Origin of the sequence: Aeromonas sp. S13(2024) (assembly GCF_041402405.1) — a bacterium.
Classification (GTDB): Bacteria; Pseudomonadota; Gammaproteobacteria; order Enterobacterales; family Aeromonadaceae; genus Aeromonas; species Aeromonas veronii.
The window spans coordinates 222,630-241,697 of the sequence record NZ_JBGLRA010000003.1 but is presented as its reverse complement, the minus strand read 5'-3'; the positions used below and the strand labels follow the sequence as shown (position 1 = coordinate 241,697).

The 19,068-nt window shown below is 56.1% G+C and carries 23 protein-coding genes; 6 read left to right on the top strand and 17 right to left on the bottom strand.

The genetic code is table 11. The annotated features are described in order from the left end of the window. Positions 1-40: 40 nt before the first annotated feature. The 8 genes from hflD to ACB042_RS06775 form a co-directional block, all read right to left on the bottom strand. The gene (gene hflD, locus ACB042_RS06810) at positions 41-655 is read right to left on the bottom strand and encodes a high frequency lysogenization protein HflD (RefSeq protein WP_069528207.1); all 615 of its coding nucleotides are present in this window, start codon (positions 653-655) and stop codon (positions 41-43) included. A gap of 23 nt (positions 656-678) precedes the next feature. Further along, the gene (gene mnmA, locus ACB042_RS06805) at positions 679-1,785 is read right to left on the bottom strand and encodes a tRNA 2-thiouridine(34) synthase MnmA (RefSeq protein WP_043850388.1); all 1,107 of its coding nucleotides are present in this window, start codon (positions 1,783-1,785) and stop codon (positions 679-681) included. Positions 1,786-1,942: 157 nt separating this feature from the next. Next, entirely contained in the window at positions 1,943-2,434 is a 492-nt protein-coding gene (locus tag ACB042_RS06800; RefSeq protein ID WP_371178109.1) for an NUDIX hydrolase, read from the bottom strand. Further along, on the bottom strand, positions 2,434-3,357 hold the full coding sequence (gene rluE / locus ACB042_RS06795) for a 23S rRNA pseudouridine(2457) synthase RluE (protein WP_371178108.1): 924 nt from the start codon (positions 3,355-3,357) through the stop codon (positions 2,434-2,436). The genes ACB042_RS06800 and rluE overlap by 1 nt, the downstream gene beginning before the upstream one ends. A gap of 106 nt (positions 3,358-3,463) precedes the next feature. Continuing rightward, positions 3,464-4,231: a PTS sugar transporter subunit IIA gene (locus tag ACB042_RS06790; RefSeq protein ID WP_371178107.1), complete on the bottom strand. Its 768-nt coding sequence runs from the start codon at positions 4,229-4,231 to the stop codon at positions 3,464-3,466. Then, the gene (locus ACB042_RS06785; RefSeq protein WP_005334611.1) at positions 4,231-4,536 is read right to left on the bottom strand and encodes a PTS fructose transporter subunit IIB; all 306 of its coding nucleotides are present in this window, start codon (positions 4,534-4,536) and stop codon (positions 4,231-4,233) included. The genes ACB042_RS06790 and ACB042_RS06785 overlap by 1 nt, the downstream gene beginning before the upstream one ends. A 219-nt stretch (positions 4,537-4,755) precedes the next feature. Continuing rightward, entirely contained in the window at positions 4,756-6,162 is a 1,407-nt protein-coding gene (uhpT, locus tag ACB042_RS06780; RefSeq protein ID WP_005334609.1) for a hexose-6-phosphate:phosphate antiporter, read from the bottom strand. A gap of 579 nt (positions 6,163-6,741) precedes the next feature. Then, on the bottom strand, positions 6,742-8,649 hold the full coding sequence (locus tag ACB042_RS06775) for a fructose-specific PTS transporter subunit EIIC (RefSeq protein ID WP_371178106.1): 1,908 nt from the start codon (positions 8,647-8,649) through the stop codon (positions 6,742-6,744). 757 nt (positions 8,650-9,406) lie between these two features. Here ACB042_RS06775 and ACB042_RS06770 point away from each other — a divergent pair. Genes ACB042_RS06770 through ACB042_RS06750 form a run of 5 tightly spaced genes read left to right on the top strand, consistent with a single transcriptional unit; the run spans position 9,407 to position 12,261 of the window. Then, entirely contained in the window at positions 9,407-9,910 is a 504-nt protein-coding gene (locus ACB042_RS06770) for a NifB/NifX family molybdenum-iron cluster-binding protein (protein WP_213390308.1), read from the top strand. A gap of 35 nt (positions 9,911-9,945) precedes the next feature. After that, positions 9,946-10,932, top strand: a complete 987-nt coding sequence (locus ACB042_RS06765) for an SLAC1 anion channel family protein (RefSeq protein WP_139493462.1) — start codon at positions 9,946-9,948, stop codon at positions 10,930-10,932. Between the two features lie 4 nt (positions 10,933-10,936). Beyond that, entirely contained in the window at positions 10,937-11,278 is a 342-nt protein-coding gene (locus ACB042_RS06760; RefSeq protein WP_005353600.1) for a carboxymuconolactone decarboxylase family protein, read from the top strand. Positions 11,279-11,327: 49 nt separating this feature from the next. Further along, positions 11,328-11,765, top strand: coding sequence for a PaaI family thioesterase (locus ACB042_RS06755; protein ID WP_258721808.1), 438 nt, complete (start codon positions 11,328-11,330; stop codon positions 11,763-11,765). Between the two features lie 4 nt (positions 11,766-11,769). Further along, complete coding sequence (locus ACB042_RS06750; RefSeq protein ID WP_005334596.1) at positions 11,770-12,261, top strand: Dps family protein; 492 nt, start codon at positions 11,770-11,772, stop codon at positions 12,259-12,261. A gap of 40 nt (positions 12,262-12,301) precedes the next feature. On the opposite strand, the gene ACB042_RS06745 is transcribed toward ACB042_RS06750, so the two are convergent. The 9 genes from ACB042_RS06745 to ACB042_RS06705 all read right to left on the bottom strand — a co-directional run bounded on the left by ACB042_RS06745 (position 12,302) and on the right by ACB042_RS06705 (position 17,576). After that, positions 12,302-12,568 carry a hypothetical protein gene (locus ACB042_RS06745; protein WP_371178105.1) on the bottom strand — a complete coding sequence of 89 codons (267 nt, stop codon included), beginning with the start codon at positions 12,566-12,568 and terminating at the stop codon, positions 12,302-12,304. Positions 12,569-12,616: 48 nt separating this feature from the next. After that, entirely contained in the window at positions 12,617-13,408 is a 792-nt protein-coding gene (locus ACB042_RS06740) for a hypothetical protein (RefSeq protein WP_371178104.1), read from the bottom strand. A gap of 49 nt (positions 13,409-13,457) precedes the next feature. Next, positions 13,458-13,982, bottom strand: a complete 525-nt coding sequence (locus ACB042_RS06735; RefSeq protein WP_371178103.1) for a hypothetical protein — start codon at positions 13,980-13,982, stop codon at positions 13,458-13,460. Positions 13,983-14,031: 49 nt separating this feature from the next. Then, positions 14,032-14,490 carry a hypothetical protein gene (locus ACB042_RS06730; protein WP_371178102.1) on the bottom strand — a complete coding sequence of 153 codons (459 nt, stop codon included), beginning with the start codon at positions 14,488-14,490 and terminating at the stop codon, positions 14,032-14,034. 27 nt (positions 14,491-14,517) lie between these two features. After that, positions 14,518-15,057 carry an AAA family ATPase gene (locus tag ACB042_RS06725; protein WP_236340498.1) on the bottom strand — a complete coding sequence of 180 codons (540 nt, stop codon included), beginning with the start codon at positions 15,055-15,057 and terminating at the stop codon, positions 14,518-14,520. Between the two features lie 105 nt (positions 15,058-15,162). Further along, on the bottom strand, positions 15,163-15,879 hold the full coding sequence (locus tag ACB042_RS06720) for a sugar isomerase domain-containing protein (RefSeq protein ID WP_371178101.1): 717 nt from the start codon (positions 15,877-15,879) through the stop codon (positions 15,163-15,165). A 56-nt stretch (positions 15,880-15,935) separates the two neighbouring features. After that, entirely contained in the window at positions 15,936-16,394 is a 459-nt protein-coding gene (locus ACB042_RS06715) for a hypothetical protein (RefSeq protein WP_371178100.1), read from the bottom strand. 357 nt (positions 16,395-16,751) lie between these two features. Beyond that, positions 16,752-17,015 (bottom strand): hypothetical protein, encoded by a 264-nt coding sequence (locus ACB042_RS06710; RefSeq protein WP_371178099.1) that lies wholly within the window; start codon positions 17,013-17,015, stop codon positions 16,752-16,754. A 96-nt stretch (positions 17,016-17,111) separates the two neighbouring features. Further along, on the bottom strand, positions 17,112-17,576 hold the full coding sequence (locus tag ACB042_RS06705; protein WP_371178098.1) for a MerR family transcriptional regulator: 465 nt from the start codon (positions 17,574-17,576) through the stop codon (positions 17,112-17,114). Positions 17,577-17,796: 220 nt separating this feature from the next. Here ACB042_RS06705 and ACB042_RS06700 point away from each other — a divergent pair, with 220 nt between their 5' ends. Then, the gene (locus ACB042_RS06700; RefSeq protein ID WP_371178097.1) at positions 17,797-19,041 is read left to right on the top strand and encodes an NADH:flavin oxidoreductase/NADH oxidase family protein; all 1,245 of its coding nucleotides are present in this window, start codon (positions 17,797-17,799) and stop codon (positions 19,039-19,041) included. Positions 19,042-19,068: the final 27 nt, after the last annotated feature.

Below are 19,068 nucleotides of genomic sequence, written 5' to 3'. Positions count from 1 at the left end.
TGTTCACCTTGTCTCCCTCTCCCTGCGCGCAAGCCAATGATTAGTAACGCTTGGCCAGTTCCACCATCTTCTTGCGAGCGAAGATGATCTGGGTGCGGCTGCCACCGAGCTGGCGCCACAGCACCACGGCGCGGATGCCTGCCAGCAGCAGGGCGCGCACCTTGTGCTGCACCAGCGGCTGCTGCAGGAACAGCGGGGTGCCTGCCACCTGAATGCGCGGCCCGATGGGGCTGATAAGATCGCTGTAGATGCTCGCCATGTTGGCCAGGATCTGCTCGTCGAGCAGGTCGAAATGCTGTTGCTGGCGACCGATCTGGCTGATCCGCTCACCCAGCATATTGAGAATGTCCTTGCGCTTGGCCAGCTTGCGCTCCAGCGCAATCAGGCTCACCACGTAGCGGGTCAACTCGGCATTCTTCTGGCTGCCGTCGGCACCCAGCTGTTCGACCAGCGCACGGTAGCCGTCGCGAATGGCTAGATGGGTGTTGTTGAACACCTCGAGCGGCTGGCTCGGGTTGGTCACCAGAATGCTGGAGAGGCTCTCGCGCAGGGCGGCCTCGTCACAGCTGCCGTCTCGGGCCACCTTCTGCACCAGATACGCGGCCTGGCAGATGCCGGCAAAGGCCATGGTTCTATCTTGGAATTTATCGCTCACGTCTGCTGCCTTCTGTTAAGGATTCAAACCGGATGGCTGAAACGTTGTTCGATGATGCCGCCGCCCAGACACACTTCCCCGTCGTAGAAGACGGCGGACTGGCCCGGGGTCACCGCAGCCTGTTTCTCGTCGAAGATGACCCGTATGGTCTCGTCGTCGATGGGCTGGATCAGGCAGGGGATATCCTGCTGGCGGTAGCGGGTCTTGACGGTGCAGCGACGCGGCTCGCGAATGGGGGTGCGATCCACCCAGTGCAGCTGGCTGGCAATCAGGCCGTCGGAGTAGAGGCGAGGATGCTCGCCCTGCGCCACCACCAGCACGTTGCGCTCGACCTCTTTGTCGACCACATACCAGGCCTCTTCGGTGGCATCTTTGCGACCACCGATGCCGAGCCCCTTGCGTTGGCCCAGGGTGTGATACATCAGACCCTGATGCTCGCCGATCACCTTGCCATCCACGGTCTCGATGTTACCGGGCTGGGCGGGCAGGAACTTGGCCAGGAAGTCCTTGAACTTGCGCTCGCCGATAAAGCAGATGCCGGTGGAGTCTTTCTTCTTGGCGGTGATGAGATCCAGCTGCTCGGCGATGCGGCGCACCTCGGGCTTCTCCAGATCGCCAACCGGGAACAGGCTCTGACCCACTTGCTTCTCGCTCAGGGTATAGAGGAAGTAGCTCTGATCCTTGTTGGTATCGAGACCGCGCAGCAGGCGAGGGCGGCCGGTGCTGTCGTCACGGCGCACATAGTGGCCGGTGGCGATGTAGGTGGCACCCAGCTCTTCGGCGGCAAATTCGAGGAACGCCTTGAACTTGATCTCCTTGTTGCAAAGGATATCGGGGTTTGGCGTGCGGCCAGCCTTGTACTCTTCGAGGAAGTGCTCGAACACATTGTCCCAGTACTCGGCCGCGAAGTTGATGGTGTGGAGTTTCATCCCCAGCTTGTCGCAGACGGCCTTGGCATCAGCCAAATCCTGGGCGGCAGAGCAGTACTCGTCCGTGTCGTCTTCTTCCCAGTTCTTCATGAACAAGCCTTCGACCTGATAGCCCTGCTGCTGGAGCAGGTAGGCCGAGACGGAAGAATCCACGCCGCCGGACATGCCGACGATCACCTTGATTTGGCTGTTGTCTGTCATTAGTCGAAGTTACCAGTTCGTTTAAACGGGGCGTATTCTACCAGAGTTTTGCGCCCCCGGTCACATATCCATGCCGCAGTTCCTATCAGGAGCCTGATAGCAGGAAATCGTTTTTCTGTTGTTGGCCTTTGTCACCGAAAAAGAGTGTCAAATGGCCTTAGATAAAGGCCTTGAGTGCCGACAGTGGCAGCCGTGTCCCCGCCAGATAGTCCTGAATGCACTGCCACACCAAGGGGCTGCGCAGGGCCGGTTTGCATTCCGCTATTTCTTCCAGCGTAAGCCAGTGGCAAGCCAGCACATCGCCGTCAGGATCCTCTGGATGGTGCTGACCGGGCGCTTTTTCAAGGTCGAAGATGATGGCGGTGCGCACATAGGTGGCATCGCTGTCGGCCGGTTTGAAGAGATAGGTACCAAGCCAGGCGGTCGGCGTGGCGGTCAGCCCCGTCTCCTCTTTGAGCTCGCGGCAAGCCGCTTCAAGCAGGTTTTCCCCCGGCTCCACATGGCCGGCGGGCTGGTTGAAACGGCGCTGGCCTTTTATCTCCTCTTCCACCACCAGAAAGCGCCCCTGCCACTGCACCAGGGCGGCGACAGTCAGGCGCGCCTCCATGCGGGCGTGGCTGGTGGCCGATTGCTCTGCCTGATTGCTCATCATGACTCCTTGTCGCTGCTATCGGGATTGCCCGTACGGGCGGGTCTGCGTGCCGTTCCTCGCCCGCTGCTGCGGGGTTTGCCGCCGGTCGGGTTCGTGGCTGCGCGCTCGGTTGGGTGAGTGCTGCGGGGACGCTCGTCCCGTCTCGACTGGCTAGCCCGCCGTGGCGCCTCCCCTGCCGGTTTGGCCGGTTTGGCGGTATGAGCGCCTGAACGGGATGAGGAGGGACGCGGGCGGCTGTTGGAGAGCGGCGTCAGCTCGGGGGCGGGCAGGCTGCGGCTCTCGCCGGGTGCCAGACCATCGAGGGTCCAGTCGCCGATGGCGTAGCGAATAAGGCGCAGGGTGGGGTGGCCGATATGGGCGGTCATCCGCCGTACCTGCCGGTTGCGCCCCTCGATAATCTTGATCTCCAGCCAGCTGGTGGGAATCTCTTTGCGCTCGCGAATGGGCGGATTGCGCGGCCACACCGCAGGTTCATCCATGATGCGCGCCCCGGCGGGCAGGGTCATGCCGTCATTGAGCTCGACACCGGCGCGCAGGGCGGCCAGTTGCTCCTCGCTCGGGATGCCTTCTACCTGCACCCAGTAGGTCTTGGGGGTCTTCTCCCCCGGCTGGGTGAGGCGCGCCTGCAGCTTGCCGTCGTTGGTGAGCAGCAACAGTCCCTCGCTGTCGCGATCGAGCCGCCCTGCGGCGTAGATGCCGGGCTCTTTGATGTAATCCTTGAGGGTCTCGCGGCCCGCCTCGTCGGTGAACTGGCAGAGCACCATGTAGGGCTTGTTCAGCAGGAGCAGCTTGCGATCCTCGGGTGCCAGCTCCGGTTTGCGGGGGGATGCATGGCGGGGTGCGGCTGGTTTGGCCGCCGTGCGCGGGGCGTTATCGCGCGGCGCGCGGCTGACAGAGAGACGGGAGCGGGGAGATTTCATCGGATACACACTTCAGACAGACGATGGCAGCGAGTGTACCACAGGGTGCTGAGGGCAGGATGAATGGCTGTGGCGTCACAACAAGCAGTGCCCAGAGCCAATTCGCCTAGCTCAGCAGGCTCTCGATGACGATAGCCTGACGGGCGGGGGGCGAGCCCGCCAACAGCAGGGCGTGGCTGACCACATCATCGATCATCGCCTGCGCCAGTCGGGTGAGGGGGCGCAGGGTCTCCCGTCCGCTGCCAACCGGCACCGCCAGCAGAATAATGGTCTGCACCGGCCCGATTTGAGAGCCCCACTCGATGGGCTCCTTGCAGCTAAGCAGGGCCAGCGTTGGCTGGCTGATCCCTTCGCTCAATACATGAGGCATGGCAAGGCCGGGGCGGATGATGGTGGCCGAGACCTGCTCGCGCCGCTCTACCGCAGCGGTTAGTGTGGCGCGGTCGCTGATCAGCTCGGCGGGCAGCAGTTCGATCAGATGCTCGAGGGCTTCGGCCTTGGTCAGCGGTTCGGGGCTGTGGGCCAGCTGGCGCAGGGCAAAATGGTAGTCGGGCAGAGCGTTGGCCAGTCGCAACTCCGCCAGCGCGGCGGTGCGCGGGCGCACCAGCGGTTGACCCAGTTCGCCGCACCAGCAGGTGAAGGCCATGTGGGCGAGCTCGGCATCGCACCCTTCAATCTGCAACTGGCAGAGATCGCCGGGTTGGGTGGCGAGGGTCAACAGGGAGAGCTGGTTGCTGGCGGCAACGGTCTGGCGCCGGGTGAGGTTGGCGCAGCGGATGGTGGATTTGAACATCCCCGCCAGCCGGTTCAACTGCTTGGCCTGGGTGATGCTCAACCCCTGCTGGCAGTAGAAGGTGATTTCGCGGGTCAGCATCAGGCCGGGATCGGCAGGGCCTTGAGTACGGCGTTGGCATCCAGCAGCACGGTTTCCAGTCTCACCTGATGGATGGTACAGCCGAGGAAGCGCTCTTTCTGCTCAATCTCGATATCGGAGGCAATCAGCACCAGGTCGGCGCTGGCAATATCGCGGGCGGTCAGCATGTTTTCCATGCCCATGGCGCCCTGAGTCTCGACCTTGATCTTGAGTCCCAGCCCAGTGGCGGCTTTTTGCAGGGCATCGGCAGCCATATAGGTATGGGCAATACCGGTCGGGCAAGCGGTGACGGCGACGATCTTCATCTGCTCTCTGTGATGCTGACAAGGGGGAGCAACAAGATAGCGCCAGCTGGGGGCTTTTACCAAAAGCGCATATGAAAAGTGGGATCTTGATGGGGATATGCCCGTCCCTTGAACGGCTGTGCAGGCTCATGCCGGGCCAGTCGGGTGTCTGGTTGCTCTAAACAACAAGGGCCACCCCTGTGGGTGGCCCTGAACAATCTGCGTCTGTTGTTATGGCTATCAGGCGGTCTGGGCGGCCAGCTCGGCGGCTTTCAGTTCGCGCTTGATGCGGCGGATCTTGCGCTCCTCGGCGACCGCGACACAACCCATCAGTACCAGACAGGCGGCGGCTGCGATGTCCAGCGCCGCGAAGGTGCCGGTCCAGCCGGTCAGACCGAAGATGGGGGTGCCATCGGCGATCATGCCCAGACCCAGTTTGGCGAAGCTGTCACCGATGAGGTAGGCAAAGGTGCCCTTGACGCCATCGGCTACGCTGATGCCCTGCTTGGGGACGAAGCCCACAGCGGCGACGCCGATCAGCAGTTGCGGACCAAACACCAGGAAGCCCAAAGTGAACAGGGAGCCCAGGAACATAAACTGGGTAGTCGCATGCTGGTAGAGACCCAGAGTCGCGATGATCAGCGCCAGTGCCACGCAAGCCACCAGACCACGACGGCCATTGGCCAGATCGGAGAGGTAACCCCACATCAGGGTGCCGACCAGTGCGCCTACTTCGAAGAAGGTAAAGCCCTGAATAGCCACGTCTTTGGAGAAGCCCAGCTCCTGGTGGGCATAGACGGTAGACCACTGGTCGATACCGATACGCACCACGTAGAGGAAGATGTTGGCAAAGCAGAGCAGCCAGATCACCTTGTTGAGCAGCACATACTTCACGAAGATCTGCCACTTGGTCAGCTTCTGCTCTTCGGTGGCGATATCCTCTTCGCTCGCCACTTCGTCAAACAGCTCTTCCACCTTGCCAAGGCCATAGGCTTCCGGCGAATCGCTACCAAAGCGCAGGCCGATAAAGCCGACGATCAGTGCGATGATGGAGGGGAAGATAAACATGCCGAGCACGTTGCCATCAAACAGGTAGTTGGCACCGAACAGCGCCACACCGGCCGCACCGGCCCCGCCCACGTTGTGGGAGAGGTTCCACATACCCAGATAGGTGCCGCGCTTGTTGCGAGGGGTCCACTTTGTGATGGTGGAGTAGCTGCACGAACCACCACAGCTCTGGAAGAAACCGCTCAGGGCATAGAAGAAGATCATGAAGTAGAGGCTGAAACCTGTGCCGCCCATGCTGGCACTGAAGCCCAGCATGCACAGCGCGGAGAGGATCAGCATCAGCGGCAGGAACTGCTTGGTGTTCTTGCCGTCGGCATAGTAGGAGACGATGGTCTTGCCCACCCCGTAGGTGATGGAGAAGCCAAGGCCGATCATGCCAAGCTCGGTCATGGAGAGACCGTACTCCTGGATCATGTCATTTTGCGCAATGTTGAAGTTCTTGCGGATCAGATACATGGTCAAATAGCCAATAAATACAACCAGATAAGATTGCATAAACGGCTTGAACCAGAGCTTGCGCCGGGCTTCGACCGGCAGGTCGAGGGTGGGGACCCGGACCTGTTGGAGCAATTTCAACATCTTCGTTCATCCTCTGCGAGATAGACGGTATTTCCGCCGCGCCCCTCATTTGTAGATAGGTTGTTCGAGGTCACGCCACGGAAGGGGGAACGGAACGTCGGGGCTGTCAGCCGTTGCTGCGCTCGACGCTCCATCCATATAAACCCGGGCCCGGCACGGGATGACGGGGCACATTGCCCGTCGCGGTGCGGGTCACGACATCAGGTGGGGTGACTCTAATAAGAGGGGCAAAAAATGGCTTGAGAGCCATCCCTAGTGGGGCTAGGAAATTTTCCTAGTTTTTGCGCTTTCGCGGACAAAGCGTGAGAAACATCACACCGCTGACGCCGGATTGCTGCCATTTCAGCCAGTTTGGCGCTCTGTGTGAGGTCTGGGCTGGTGGGATGGATAGGCCAGAAGGGAGCAAGGGAAAGGCAAGGAGAGAGGTGAAGGGAGAGACGAGGAAGAGTGCTTGTTGACCACCATTTCTCGGGGGGCGATATTGGGAAATACGGCCCGCCAGCCATCCCAAAAAACAAGAGGCCACCCCGTGGGGTGGCCTCTTTTTATGCTCTACGAGCCGACATGGCGATGGAGGCCTCAGGCCGCCTTGGCCAGGGTTACCCTGTCACTCTTTTTTACCCGCAGCTTTTTCAGGGCAACCGCCACCACACCGGTGACGATGGCACCGCAGATCATGCAGAGCAGGGCCAGCAGCGGCTTGTTGACCGCACCCAGCAGGGCCACGATGGGGCCACCGTGGGCAACGCTGTTGGTGATGCCAAACAGGAAGGCCATCACAGCGGCGGTCATGCTGCCCAGAATGTTGGCCGGGATCACGGCCAGCGGGTCACGGGCGGCGAACGGAATCGCCCCTTCGGAGATCCCCACCAGACCCATGGCGCCAGCAGCTTTGCCTGCTTCGATTTCAGAGGCATCGAAGATACCCAGCTTGCGACCGAGCACGGTCGCAAGCGACATGCCAAGGGGCGCAGCCGGGATGGCGCAAGCCATGGCACCCATAAACTGGGTCTGACCGGAGGCAATCATGCCGACGGAGAACAGGAAGGCCACCTTGTTGACCGGGCCACCCATATCAAAGCCCGCCATACCACCCAGCACGATACCCAGCAGCACCAGACTGCCACCACTCATGGAGAGCAGCATGGCGTTGAGGCCAGTCATCATGTCGGCAATCGGGGCACCGATGATGAAGATGAATACCGCAGCGATAAAGAGCGACCCGACGATGGGGGCGATCAGGATCGGCACCAGCGGTTGCACCATCTTGTGGTACTGACGGGTGGCAATCCAACGCACCAGATAGCCGACCAGCAGGCCCGCGATGATGGCACCGATAAAGCCGGTACCGGCGTCAGCGCCGTAGAAACTGCCGTTGTTGGCGATCCAGCCGCCGATAAAGCCCGGTGCCAGTGCCGGTCGATCACCGATGGCGTAGGCGATATAGCCTGCCAGAATAGGGATCATCAGGGTGAAGGCGGCCACGCCGACGTTGAGGATCTGGTTCCACATGCTCCCTTCCGGGATCTGCATGCCGCTCGGGGTCGGGTTGCCGCCGATGGCCAGTGCCAGCGCAATCAACAGACCGCCGGTCACCACGAACGGGATCATGTGCGACACACCGTTCATCAGGTAGCGATAGAGATCGGAACTGCCACCCGCGCTCTTCTCTTCACCTTTTTTATCTTCTTTGCCAGTCACATAGGCGGGGGCTTTCAGGGCCTGCTCAATCAGACCCTTGCCATCCTTGATGGGGGCCTTGACGCCGGTTTTGATGAGGGGTTTGCCGGCAAAGCGGGCCATGTCCACCTGCTTGTCGCAGGCCACCACGATGGCGGTGGCGCGAGCGATCTCGTCGGCGGTCGGGCTGTTCTTGACGCCGATGGAGCCGTTGGTCTCCACCTTCACCTCATAACCCAGCTCCTTGGCGGCGCGCTCCAGCGACTCGGCCGCCAGATAGGTGTGGGCGATACCGGCCGGGCAGCCGGTGACACCGATGATCAGCCCCTTGTTGGCCGCAGGTGCGGCAGCCGCTTCCTCTTTCTTGGCCAGCAGCAGCGCCAGCGCATCGGCCGGGGTTTTCGCCGCCAGCAGCTTGGCGATAAAGCCCTCTTCGATCAGCTTGCCGGAGAGCTCGGCCAGCACCTCGATATGGTGGTTGGCGCCGCCATCGGGGGAGGCGATCATGAAGAAAATGTGGGACGGCTTGCCATCTTCGGCGCCGTACTCGATGCCGTTGCGGCTGATGCCGATGGCGACCGCCGGGTTGCAGACCGCCGCACTCTTGGCGTGGGGCAGGGCTACGCCCTCTTCAAAGCCGGTGTTGCCCAGCTCTTCGCGGGCCCACAGATCCTTGATAAAGGCCTGCTCGTCGCTGACCTTGCCTTGCGACGCCAGCAGACGGGCCATCTCGGTGAAGACCTCTTCCTTACGCGTCGCTTTCAAATCGAGGTTGATCAGATGTTCATTGATCAAGGTGGTGATCATAGCGCTCTCCCCGCTTCCGGTGACGGAAGCTATGCGTGAGTACGTATCGACGTACTAGATAAAAATGACCTGATCATTATCGCGGCTCGTCCGCACCCTCCCTATCGGACAAATGTGCTAATCACTGGATTTTTGTGCGCAGCAAAACGCGATGTGATGAAGATCCCGTTTCAGGCAGGACTCGCCATTTTCAGCCGACCATCCATTTTTTCTTTAAAAACAGATAAATGAATTGATGTCATGCTCACCGTCAGGTTTGTAATGCGCCATATCAATAAATTAATCATCAGCAGGGTCTGGATTTATATGTGGTTAAACGGCGCCATCAGATGTGACCCTTCTCACAAAAAGTCGCCATTTCGCCGGGAGGATTAGGATTTTTATGCGCCATTTCTCCCCCTGCCTTTTGCCCTCGCTGATAGCGGATTGGCGCGCCCTGGAATGATGCCAGGGCGAGCTTTAATGAGTCCCCAAACCTCTTCGTTGGAAAAAATAGTTTGTTGCATATGCCATAAACTGAGCGTATACATGGCATATGCCAATTAAGGCGGCATCATGATCAGACGCTTATCGAGCCGAATGATGCGTGACTAAACCAGTAAAAGTTGATGCGTACGGCTCTTCATCTGGTTGCTGCAAGAGGCTGGGAACATGGCCATGCCAACCGGCAAGCCTGCGGGAAGATCCTGAACAAGGGGACGAGTGCAGAGTGGTAAGGGGCAGGGCTGGAATATCAACAGTGATAGCAGGAGGTCAAATGACCATCATCACAGCCATTCCGATGAATGACGACCATATCGCAGGACATTTTGCCAAGGCAGAGCGCTTTGTATTCGTAGATGAACAGGGGAGCACCCTGGCAGAAATCGCCAATCCGGTGGCTGGCAACGAGTGCAAAAGTGCGCTGGCGGAGCTGCTCCAGGCGCAGGGAGCCCGTCGTATCGTGCTGAAAAATATCGGTAGCAAGATGCTTGGCAAGCTGCTGGGCAGCGGGCTTGCCGTCTATCAGGCCAGTCAGGGGCGTCTCGCTATGGCCGACATGCTGAGCAATGAGTCGGGCCATCTGACCGAGCTGACATCCGCTGAACAGGGCAGTGCATCGCGCTGCGCCGAGGGGGCTGGCCATCACGGCAAGGGAAGCCGTCAATGCGCTCCCCGTGGCCGCCTTGGCAAAGGGGGTTGCTGCAAGTCAGCCTCCGGACAACAGCAGGGTTGTCAGGGTAACCGTCAGCGCAACCACAAGAAATGTTGTGAAGAGTAAGCACAACCGTTAGGCCGAACTGGAGGGGAAAGTTGATGGAAAACCTGAATCAAGAGGGTAAGCAAATCCCCTCCATAACCAAGATTGCACATATGCCTGTCACACTGTTTTCAATCATCATGGGGCTGACGGGGGCGGCAATTGCCTGTCGCAAGGCATTTCCGGATCTGCTGCTGTTGCAGTCGGCAGGGTTCCTGTTCGGGGTCTTGTCTTCCCTGCTACTGGTGACGTTTCTGGTGATGTATGGCTGGAAAATCCTCAGACACAATGACGAGTTCCTGCATGAGCTGAAACACCCGGTCAGGATCAATTTCTTCCCGACCATCTCAATCAGCTTGCTGCTGCAATCCGCCTACTGGGCCAGCTGGCATGATGCAGCGCTGGCCCTCTGGTCGGTGGGCGCCAGCTTGCAGCTGCTCTTCACCCTCTACATCATGAGCAACTGGATCCATCGCGACCATTTCACAATCACCCATACCAACCCGGCATGGTTTATACCGATTGTCGGCAATATCGTGGTGCCCCTGGGTGGCATGCCGCTTGGCTTTCACGAGATCAGCCTGTTCTTCTTCAGCATTGGCCTTATTTTCTGGTTCTCTCTGCTGACCATAGTGCTCTATCGGCTGTTCTTTCATGAGAGTCTGCCCGAGAAGCTGATGCCCACCATGTTTATTCTGCTGGCACCGCCCTCCATCGGATTTATCTCGTATAGCGAAATAGCCAGCTCCGGCGATCTGTTTGCCCATGTCATTTATTATTTTGCGCTGTTTGTATTTATCTTGCTGATGTACAACACCCTCACTTTTTTGAAACTGAAATTCTTTCTCTCTTCGTGGGCGTACTCATTTCCACTGGCGGCATTTTCCGCAGCCTCGGCCATGTTTGCCGACGCAACCGGGAATATCATTCCATATTATCTGGCCAAAATAGTGGTGTGTGCCCTGATTGTATTGATCATCTGGTTAATCAGCATGACAGTGCAGTCATTCTATAAAGGTGAGATTTTCACACCGGAGAAATAACGTGATGAAAAATTATCGAGAGATCAATAAAGAACAACACCAGCTTGGCTCTGCTTATCGCAAGAGCAGCCCGGATACCATGAATGCGTTTATTGCGCTGCACAAAGCCGTTATGAAAGAGGACGAGGCGCTGGCGCTGAAATATCGGGAAATGATCGCTCTCGGTATTGGTATCGCTTCCCGCTGCGATGGCTGCATTGCCGCCCATGTTGCCGGGGCCGTGAAGGCCGGTGCTTCGCGAGCGGAGCTGATTGCCACCGTGGATGTCGCGGTATTGATGGGAGGCGGCCCCTCCATCATCTATGGCACCCAGGCACATGCTGCCATCGAAGAGCTGCTCTCCTAGCACTCAGTTCTCAACATGCGAGTGGCCAAATAGCGAGTGAATAGATCAAGTGGATGAATATCAATCAGAGAACTATCAACAGACCATGATGTCCCACGCCCGTTGCATGGTGTGTGGCACTCATAACCCGGATTCACTGGGAATTCGCTTTTATCAGGGGGAGGAAGGGACGACGGAAGGGCTGTTTATTGCCAACCAGCGCCATCAGGGTTACAGCGATATTTTGCATGGCGGCATGACCAGCACCCTGCTCGATGCGGTGATGACACATGCGTTGCTGCAACGGGGAATAAGAGGATTAACAGCGGAGCTGACCGTTCGTTTTATTGCTCCCATCGATATCGGCAGCAAAGTAGCGCTGTCGGCCAGAATAGTCGACCAGCGTCACGGTATCTATCGCCTGAATGCCGTAGCGTCGGTCGGCGGGATGATTGTTGCAAAAGCATCGGCCAAATTTATCAAGCCGAAAGCCAATGACAGGAGTTAGCGTGATGAAAAAAGAGAGTGTGGTTTTACCAGAAATGGATATCGGTATTTCAGCCGCCGATCGCAAGAAAATTGCAGATGGATTGTCGGCACTGCTTGCCGATAGTTACACCCTTTATTTGATGACCCACAATTTTCACTGGAACGTAACCGGCCCGCAGTTCAACAGCCTGCACAATATGTTTATGGATCAATACACCGAGCAGTGGAATGCGCTGGATGTTATCGCCGAGCGGATCCGCGCATTGGGCTTTCCCGCTCCCGGCACATACAAGGAGTTTGTCCGTCTCTCCTCCATTGAGGAGGTAGAAGGGGTGCCCTGTGCCAGTGAAATGCTCAAACATCTGGTGTTGGCGCAAGAAGCCACGGCGAGAACCGCCAGAAAACTGTTCGATCTGGTCGATGCCGTCAATGACCAGCCCACCGCCGATGTGCTGACCCAGCGCATCGATATTCATGAAAAAACCGCCTGGATGCTAAGAAGCATGCTCTCCTGATGGCACGGGGCTGCCATATCTTCGGCAGCCCGATCTTCCCTTACCTGTTTGGTCCAACCGGGTCCTTTGGCTGCTGTCGTTTGGTTCGATAGCGATGCACGAGCCAGTCAACTCCCGCCATTGCCGCCGCGACGCCAATCATGATCAGAGTGAGGCGGCCGCCCTCCTGCCATGAGAGCAAATCCAGATGAAAATCCTGCCGAATAAATTCCGGGATCAGGCCGATAGGCATGGTAATAGCCAGATAGGATATAAATTTTCTGAAAAATATATGGTCAGGTTTTGGCGTCTGTTTTTGTTGGATCATTTTTATATGTTGGCGTGATGTGTGATAAAACTAAAAACAGGGGGCTCATTAATTTTTGGCGATTGTCTCTGGAAGATAAAGCCAGCGGATAAGCGGGCCTTTTCTGGAGGCAAAACGAATTTTAATCCAATCATCTTTCTGCTCAAGGATTTCAACTTTGTCATTATGAATTAGATAGGCCTTGGTCTTTGATGTTTTTTCCGGCGATGAGTAGAGAAAAACTTTCTCGGATGTGACTGGCCAGAGAGTTTTCTTGCCATCAAAGTTAATCGCCACGGTGTCCAGTTTATCCCCCTTATTATTAAATGTGTGCTCGTAAAGAGGGAAGGTCTCAATCTCGGAGTTTTGGATTTGATACTCTGTTGTTTTATATAGCCAGAGCTCACCCTGAGAATTATATTGGTAAGTGTCGTAATACCATACAGGGCCGGAGCGGCAAGAACTAACCAAAGAAAGAGCGTCTGATCGAACTGCAAGGTTGTAGAGATCCCCACAGGCCGAGGTGGGCATTTTATAGTCCGCAAATTCTAACTTTTTAAATGCTGCATTTATATGGTCATACAAGAATACATAAAAGACGGTATTTACCATGCCGAGAGAGCTAGATATTGCAATATCTTTGTAACCGTCAAAATTGAAATCTTTTATGATAATGTCAGATTGCAGTTCATCATCAACACATATCAGAGTTTCTTTCTCTTTTCCGGCAGCCAATAAATAATAACAGTCATTTTCTTTTTGTATTTCAATTTTGACTCCGCTAATCATATAAGATGAGTTTCTCTTTGCTGAGACGGAGAAACACAGCAATAAAGCTGTAATGATGACAAGATATTTCATGGTGATTTATTCTTTTGCGTGAGCTTTTGAAAAGTGTTGCTTTCGTATTTTATTTACTGTCTTGGACAGTTTTTATAAGTGTGAGCTGGTTTTTATCAACAATGTAATAGTTTGTGTAATAAACAAAAGACTTTCCGTCTTGACTGTTTTCAACTTTAACCGTTGTGAGAAGGCGGCTATCAATTTGGGGAGATTCTATCCATTCTCCCACACGGATATCAGAATTATTACTCACATCATATGAGCTATAGGCATTAAATGCCGCATCCAGTACCTTACCCGTGCGTTTGTTGACAAGGACTTGATCATAACAACCTGATGAACCACATCCCCAGCCTGTCAGTACATATTCACCAGCATATACTGGCTTTTGTGACAAGGCCGCGGTAAGTCGGGTTCGGAATGTTCTGGCCAATTCAGATTCTAGTGAAAGTTTGGCTGGCTTACCTTTATATACAGGTGGTGCCGGGTAGTCCTCTTTTCGTGGGAGTACTTGAGAGCTGGCTTCATTAGCAAATGAGGGCTGATTGGATAATCCGAGGAAAAGCAATAAGTAGATAACGCGTGATTTCATAGTATTTACCTTGGTGTTTAACTCTTTATTTACACTAAGTTTTTAAAAGTCATTTAACTCTTGAACTTCTCAGCTCTTTATGTGGATTGTGTGGGAAGCAGTTAACGTATGCCTTAGCCATATGATTATTACCCATATCATCAACAATAGTGCAAGTCAGATTACAAGGTTTACCAAGATCACGACGCCAGAAATGGTAGTGGTGTTGATATTCTGCTTCAAATTCAGATGTTATTGTGACAGAAATTATCCAGTGGATAGGTGTTTTCTTATTACATACAAATTTAGTAAGCAATTCTGAATATGATTGAGACATGAGCTTCAATTCATTTATATCTGGAGTTACGACTTTGGTAATCAACTCTATAGAAACGACTTTTGACTCTTCAGATTCAAGAGTTTTGTACAGCTTTCCTAATCCCCAGTATCCATCTATATCATTGTTTCTACTCGCAAAAGAATTGATGATGCCTGATGCTACACATATTAACTCTGTTCTACGCCCCATATTTATCCTCTACAGGAACTAGCCACCTTAGTTGTGACCAGCGCTCAAACTCCAATGGCTAGTTACTAGTTGGTTAAGATAGAGATTTACCTCTGCCCGAGTCGTGAAATGGTGCTTGTCGTTTGGGAATCGATCAAACAGCTCGCGATGGAAGTGGCTGGAGCTTTTGCCGGCTCGCTGCCCATATTCCGATGCCCACACCAGCAGTTGTTGAAAGTTCTTTTCCGCTGCCACTGCATCCCGTTGCCTGGCGCTTTGTGATCCGCGTGATAGCAGTGAATCACGGCATACCGACCAGTCGAGATCCAGAAAAAGCAGGGTATCAGCGGCATCAAGCAGTTGCTCGGCCAGGGCACCAAATACCCCTTCGACCACCCATGATGGCTCTTGAGCAAGTGTTTGGATGGCATGGTCAATCTCATGCTGGGGCCGTTTTTGGTTAAAGCCGCCCTTCTGCCAGACAATGGTGTCCAGATTGACCTCGCGGATAGTTAACCCCTCAGCCAATCGAGCCGCCAACCAGCTCTTGCCTGAGCCGGAGTTACCAATAATCAGAATACGTTTCATCTATGAGTGCTCTTTTCTGGAACATCTCGTATGTTGGGCCAAACATCGTAGGTTGGAGCTGAACGAAGTGAAGCCCAACGTTTACCGCGAAAATATCTTAATTGCTTACATTGACTTCAATCGCCCTTGGAAATGGCGGTAAACATCATCGTTATTAAAGCCATCCACATTCTGGCTGGAGAAAATAAGCGGGGTGACGCCTTGTGCCAGCGCCAGTTTCTGCGCTTCGACTACCAGCGTATTGATCAGCACCATGCCGGAGATGGAGGAGAAGGCGCCAGTGACCCGATGATTGACTTCGCACAGGCCATCGCCCGGCGGCACGCAGTTGTCCAGTACCAGATCGGCCAGCTCCATCAGTTTCTGGCCTGAAGGGTGACGACTCGGATTTTGTGCCGATTGCGCCACCGAGGTAATAGCGATCACCTTGTGGCCGCGTGCTTTGGCAAGCTGGGCCCACTCGATGGGCAGGGCGTTGCGTCCCGAATTGGAGATGACCACCATCAGATCCCCCGGCGCAATCGGCTGCTCCTCCCACAGGATGGCGGCAAGCCCCGGCAGCTTCTCCAGCGCCGAACTGCGCAGGGCGCCATCGGCTGTGGTGACGGTGGAGTCGAGCACGGCGTTGATATTGCCAAGGCCACCGGCACGGATAAACCCCTCCAGCCCGACCATATGAGAGTGCCCGGTGCCCAGCATATGGATCATCTTGTTGTGGACGATAGCCTCGCTAAACCAGTGGGCCGCCTGCCGGATCCCGGCTTCGTTCTGACTGACCATGGTAGCAATGCGCGCTTGCAGTTTTTCGACGTACTCAAACATAACGGCGGGATCCTTTTCTGTTGCCGGAGAGGGGCACCTCATCCTGTGAACGGGTTCTATTGGATGACTCTTAAGATCCGCTGAGGTTTATCAACCTGCTTGTTTAATTCTTTGAGCTTGTTAAGAGAAATTTGGTATTGACCATTTGAGGGCAGGGGTTTCCCGTCAAACTGCTGCCATACCAAGTTTCCCGGGCCATTAAAAATCTCTTCGAATGTGCCGTTGGGAAGAATTTTGATGGCGATGGTGTGTTCTGGCTGGCTGCGGAAGGCGACTGATTTTGCCTGCGTTGCTTTGATTTCAACTTGCAGCCCGGATGGAGATAAAGCGTCATATCCCTTGTTTGATGCATTCATCAATTCTAACCCGTAAGCATCAGCAACCAGACATTCGCCAATACTGCCGACCATATGGCCATCGGGCGTAAAGTGTCGCCCCGGAAACATTTTTTCAAGTTCCTCTACCGTCGAGTAGAGCTGTTGTACCAATCTCTGGAATCGCTTGTGATCGATCATGTTTTTTACCGCTTTGATTGTTCAGTTTTGTCGGTCGGATTGTCGAAACGTAATTGGACGGTCACGAGGAAATTATCGCTATATCCCATTTCTTGCTGGCACGCTACCGCCCCTGGACGACAGCCTCCACTCTGCTGCTGTTAACCGGTGATGTGGCGGGAGGTGATGGTGCTATGGTGGCCAGAGCGATCTCGGCAACGTCCCTCCCAACCCCGGTTGCCAAGTGAGCCATGGTAATCAAGGTGGGGGCAATGCAAAACCGGCAGCAGGTAAAAACCTGCCAAGGATCAACAAACTACTTGCTTGATGACGGGAGTTTATTCGGTTGGTTGTGTGATGGATGACAGACTGGAGCCATCAATACTCCAGAAACTTCTCCCCGCAGCGTTCGCAAATTAGATGTTTTACATGGGTGGTCTGGTAGGCCAGTGTTTCACCAAACGCCCAGTTGGTGATGCTGCTGGAAGTAAAGGCTTGCCAGAAGGCTTTGCGCGGCTCTTTGGGCATCACATCCTGGCTGTGATCGCGGGCGACCAGCACCACGATATGGTGGGTACGCTCGCCGCATTTGTCACAGCGATGGATTTCAGTCGGCGGATTCTGGTCGTGCGGGTTGCTCATAAAGGGGCTCGTGAAGAGAGGGAGGCTCCCATCATATTCCTCTCCACTTGGCTCTCAACCTCTCTGGTCGAGGGAGTGTGCCGGTTGTGAACAGGATCACCTTTTGTGGCGTGACGCAGACTTGGCCGTGGTGGCAGCCTTTGCGACGTGCTTGTGAGAGGGTATGCCCATGCTGGCCAATACCCGGGCGGCGTTCTCTTCACAGGGCATCTCGTCGGGTTTGGACTCCACCAGCCGGATCAGGGTCTGCAACTGCTGCTTGCTGTGGGCAAGCCTGGCCTCCAGCGCCTCTATGTCGCTCACCTTGGCCTTGAGTGCCGCCAGCAGCGGGGCGTGTTGCCAGGTGCTGATATCCGCCGGTACCAGCTGCTTGATCTCGTCGAGGGAGAAGCCTGCCTGTTGTGCCTGGCTGATGATGGTCAGCAACGGCACCGTCTCGGGCGGGTAGTCGCGATAGCCGTTGTCCCCCCGTTGCACCTTGTTGAGCAGGCCCCTGGCTTCGTAAAAGCGGATAGCCGAGGCCGCCATGCCGGTCTGTTTGGCCAGTTCACCGATCTTCATCTTGCCTCCTGGGCTGCGGGTTGATGGCCCCTGACGTTAAGGCTGAGGGGCGAGTGCCGGGAGATTCTAGGGTTAAAGCCCGCTTGAATGTCAACGGCCCTGAGCAAGCAAGGGGTGGGTGGATAGCCTTTCCTTGGTCGTAGCGGCATCTCGACAAAGGGCTTGACCTTCAAGTCAGCTTCAAACTTATGGTGGGGTCCTCACTACCGAGGAGATCGCCATGAACCCATTTACTCCCCTGACCCTGCCAAATGGCAGTCAGCTTATCAACCGCCTCGCCAAGGCAGCCATGGAAGAGAACATGGCTGACCGTGACCATGCCCCCTCCGAGGCGCTGATCCGCCTCTATCGCACCTGGGCTGAGGGTGGTGCTGGCCTTATCATCACTGGCAATGTGATGGTGGATGGGCATGCCATGACGGGAGCGGGGGGCGTGGTGCTCGACACCCTGGAGCTATCCCCACAGCTGGCCGGGCGTTTCAGGGCCTGGGCCGAAGCAGCCAAAAGCGGGGGCGCCCAGATCTGGATGCAGATCAACCACCCCGGTCGCCAGATGCCGGCGGCACTGGGGCAACCTACCCTGGCACCTTCCGTCGTGCCCATGGCGCTCGGCAGTTTCTCCAAACAGTTCTCTCCGCCCAGGGCCATGAGCGAAGCCGACATTGCCGAGGTGAAAGCACGCTTTATCAATACGGCTCTGTTGGCACAGCGTCTCGGTTTTGACGGAGTGCAGATCCACGCTGCGCACGGCTATCTGCTGAGCCAGTTCCTCTCGCCGCTCACCAACCAGCGCCGCGATCGTTGGGGCGGCAGCCTTGAGAATCGTGCCCGCTTGCTGCTGGAGATAGTGCAGGGGATCCGTGAGCAGGTGGGGGAGCGCTTCTCACTGTCGGTCAAACTCAACTCCGCCGACTTTCAGCGTGGAGGCTTCAGTACCGAAGATGCCAGATCTGTGGTCGACATGCTCAACCCGCTCGGGGTGGATCTGGTGGAACTCTCCGGTGGCAGTTACGAGGCGCCCGCCATGCACGGTCAGGCCCGCGATGGCCGTACCCTGGCGCGGGAAGCCTATTTTCTGACGTTTGCCGAAGAGATAGTGAGTGCCGCTCATATGCCCGTGATGGTGACCGGGGGGATCCGCCGTTATCCGGTGGTGGAACAAGTGCTCGGTAGCGGAGTGGCGGTCGTCGGCATGGCCACCGCGCTTGCCATCGCCCCGGATCTGCCTGCCAGATGGCGCCGTGAGCAGGCGGCAAGCGCCGAGCTCAGACCCATCTCCTGGCGCAACAAGGTGTTGGCTTCGGTAGGTTATATGGCGATGGTGAAATACCAGCTGCGGCGGCTGGGCCGAGGTCAGCCGAGCCACCCCAAGGTTGCGCCATCGCTGGCGCTGGCTTGCCAGCAGTGGCAAACCTTGCTTGGCAACGCCCGTTATCGGCGCTGGATCAAGGCGCAGGAAAAGTGAAGAGAGGGTGGTTCGCAGGCGGGCGAG

Coding starts and splice junctions, on each gene's coding strand:
- ACB042_RS06705 (WP_371178098.1), bottom strand. CDS start 17,576: ATGAAGATCGGTGAACTGGCCAAACAGACCGGCATGGCGGCCTCGGCT.
- ACB042_RS06725 (WP_236340498.1), bottom strand. CDS start 15,057: ATGAAACGTATTCTGATTATTGGTAACTCCGGCTCAGGCAAGAGCTGG.
- ACB042_RS06700 (WP_371178097.1), top strand. CDS start 17,797: ATGAACCCATTTACTCCCCTGACCCTGCCAAATGGCAGTCAGCTTATC.
- rluE (WP_371178108.1), bottom strand. CDS start 3,357: ATGAAATCTCCCCGCTCCCGTCTCTCTGTCAGCCGCGCGCCGCGCGAT.
- ACB042_RS06790 (WP_371178107.1), bottom strand. CDS start 4,231: ATGCTGACCCGCGAAATCACCTTCTACTGCCAGCAGGGGTTGAGCATC.
- ACB042_RS06765 (WP_139493462.1), top strand. CDS start 9,946: ATGGAAAACCTGAATCAAGAGGGTAAGCAAATCCCCTCCATAACCAAG.
- mnmA (WP_043850388.1), bottom strand. CDS start 1,785: ATGACAGACAACAGCCAAATCAAGGTGATCGTCGGCATGTCCGGCGGC.
- ACB042_RS06750 (WP_005334596.1), top strand. CDS start 11,770: ATGAAAAAAGAGAGTGTGGTTTTACCAGAAATGGATATCGGTATTTCA.
- ACB042_RS06735 (WP_371178103.1), bottom strand. CDS start 13,982: ATGAAATCACGCGTTATCTACTTATTGCTTTTCCTCGGATTATCCAAT.
- ACB042_RS06800 (WP_371178109.1), bottom strand. CDS start 2,434: ATGAGCAATCAGGCAGAGCAATCGGCCACCAGCCACGCCCGCATGGAG.
- ACB042_RS06760 (WP_005353600.1), top strand. CDS start 10,937: ATGAAAAATTATCGAGAGATCAATAAAGAACAACACCAGCTTGGCTCT.
- ACB042_RS06715 (WP_371178100.1), bottom strand. CDS start 16,394: ATGATCGATCACAAGCGATTCCAGAGATTGGTACAACAGCTCTACTCG.
- ACB042_RS06745 (WP_371178105.1), bottom strand. CDS start 12,568: ATGATCCAACAAAAACAGACGCCAAAACCTGACCATATATTTTTCAGA.
- ACB042_RS06770 (WP_213390308.1), top strand. CDS start 9,407: ATGACCATCATCACAGCCATTCCGATGAATGACGACCATATCGCAGGA.
- ACB042_RS06775 (WP_371178106.1), bottom strand. CDS start 8,649: ATGATCACCACCTTGATCAATGAACATCTGATCAACCTCGATTTGAAA.
- uhpT (WP_005334609.1), bottom strand. CDS start 6,162: ATGTTGAAATTGCTCCAACAGGTCCGGGTCCCCACCCTCGACCTGCCG.
- ACB042_RS06710 (WP_371178099.1), bottom strand. CDS start 17,015: ATGAGCAACCCGCACGACCAGAATCCGCCGACTGAAATCCATCGCTGT.
- ACB042_RS06720 (WP_371178101.1), bottom strand. CDS start 15,879: ATGTTTGAGTACGTCGAAAAACTGCAAGCGCGCATTGCTACCATGGTC.
- ACB042_RS06785 (WP_005334611.1), bottom strand. CDS start 4,536: ATGAAGATCGTCGCCGTCACCGCTTGCCCGACCGGTATTGCCCATACC.
- ACB042_RS06740 (WP_371178104.1), bottom strand. CDS start 13,408: ATGAAATATCTTGTCATCATTACAGCTTTATTGCTGTGTTTCTCCGTC.
- ACB042_RS06730 (WP_371178102.1), bottom strand. CDS start 14,490: ATGGGGCGTAGAACAGAGTTAATATGTGTAGCATCAGGCATCATCAAT.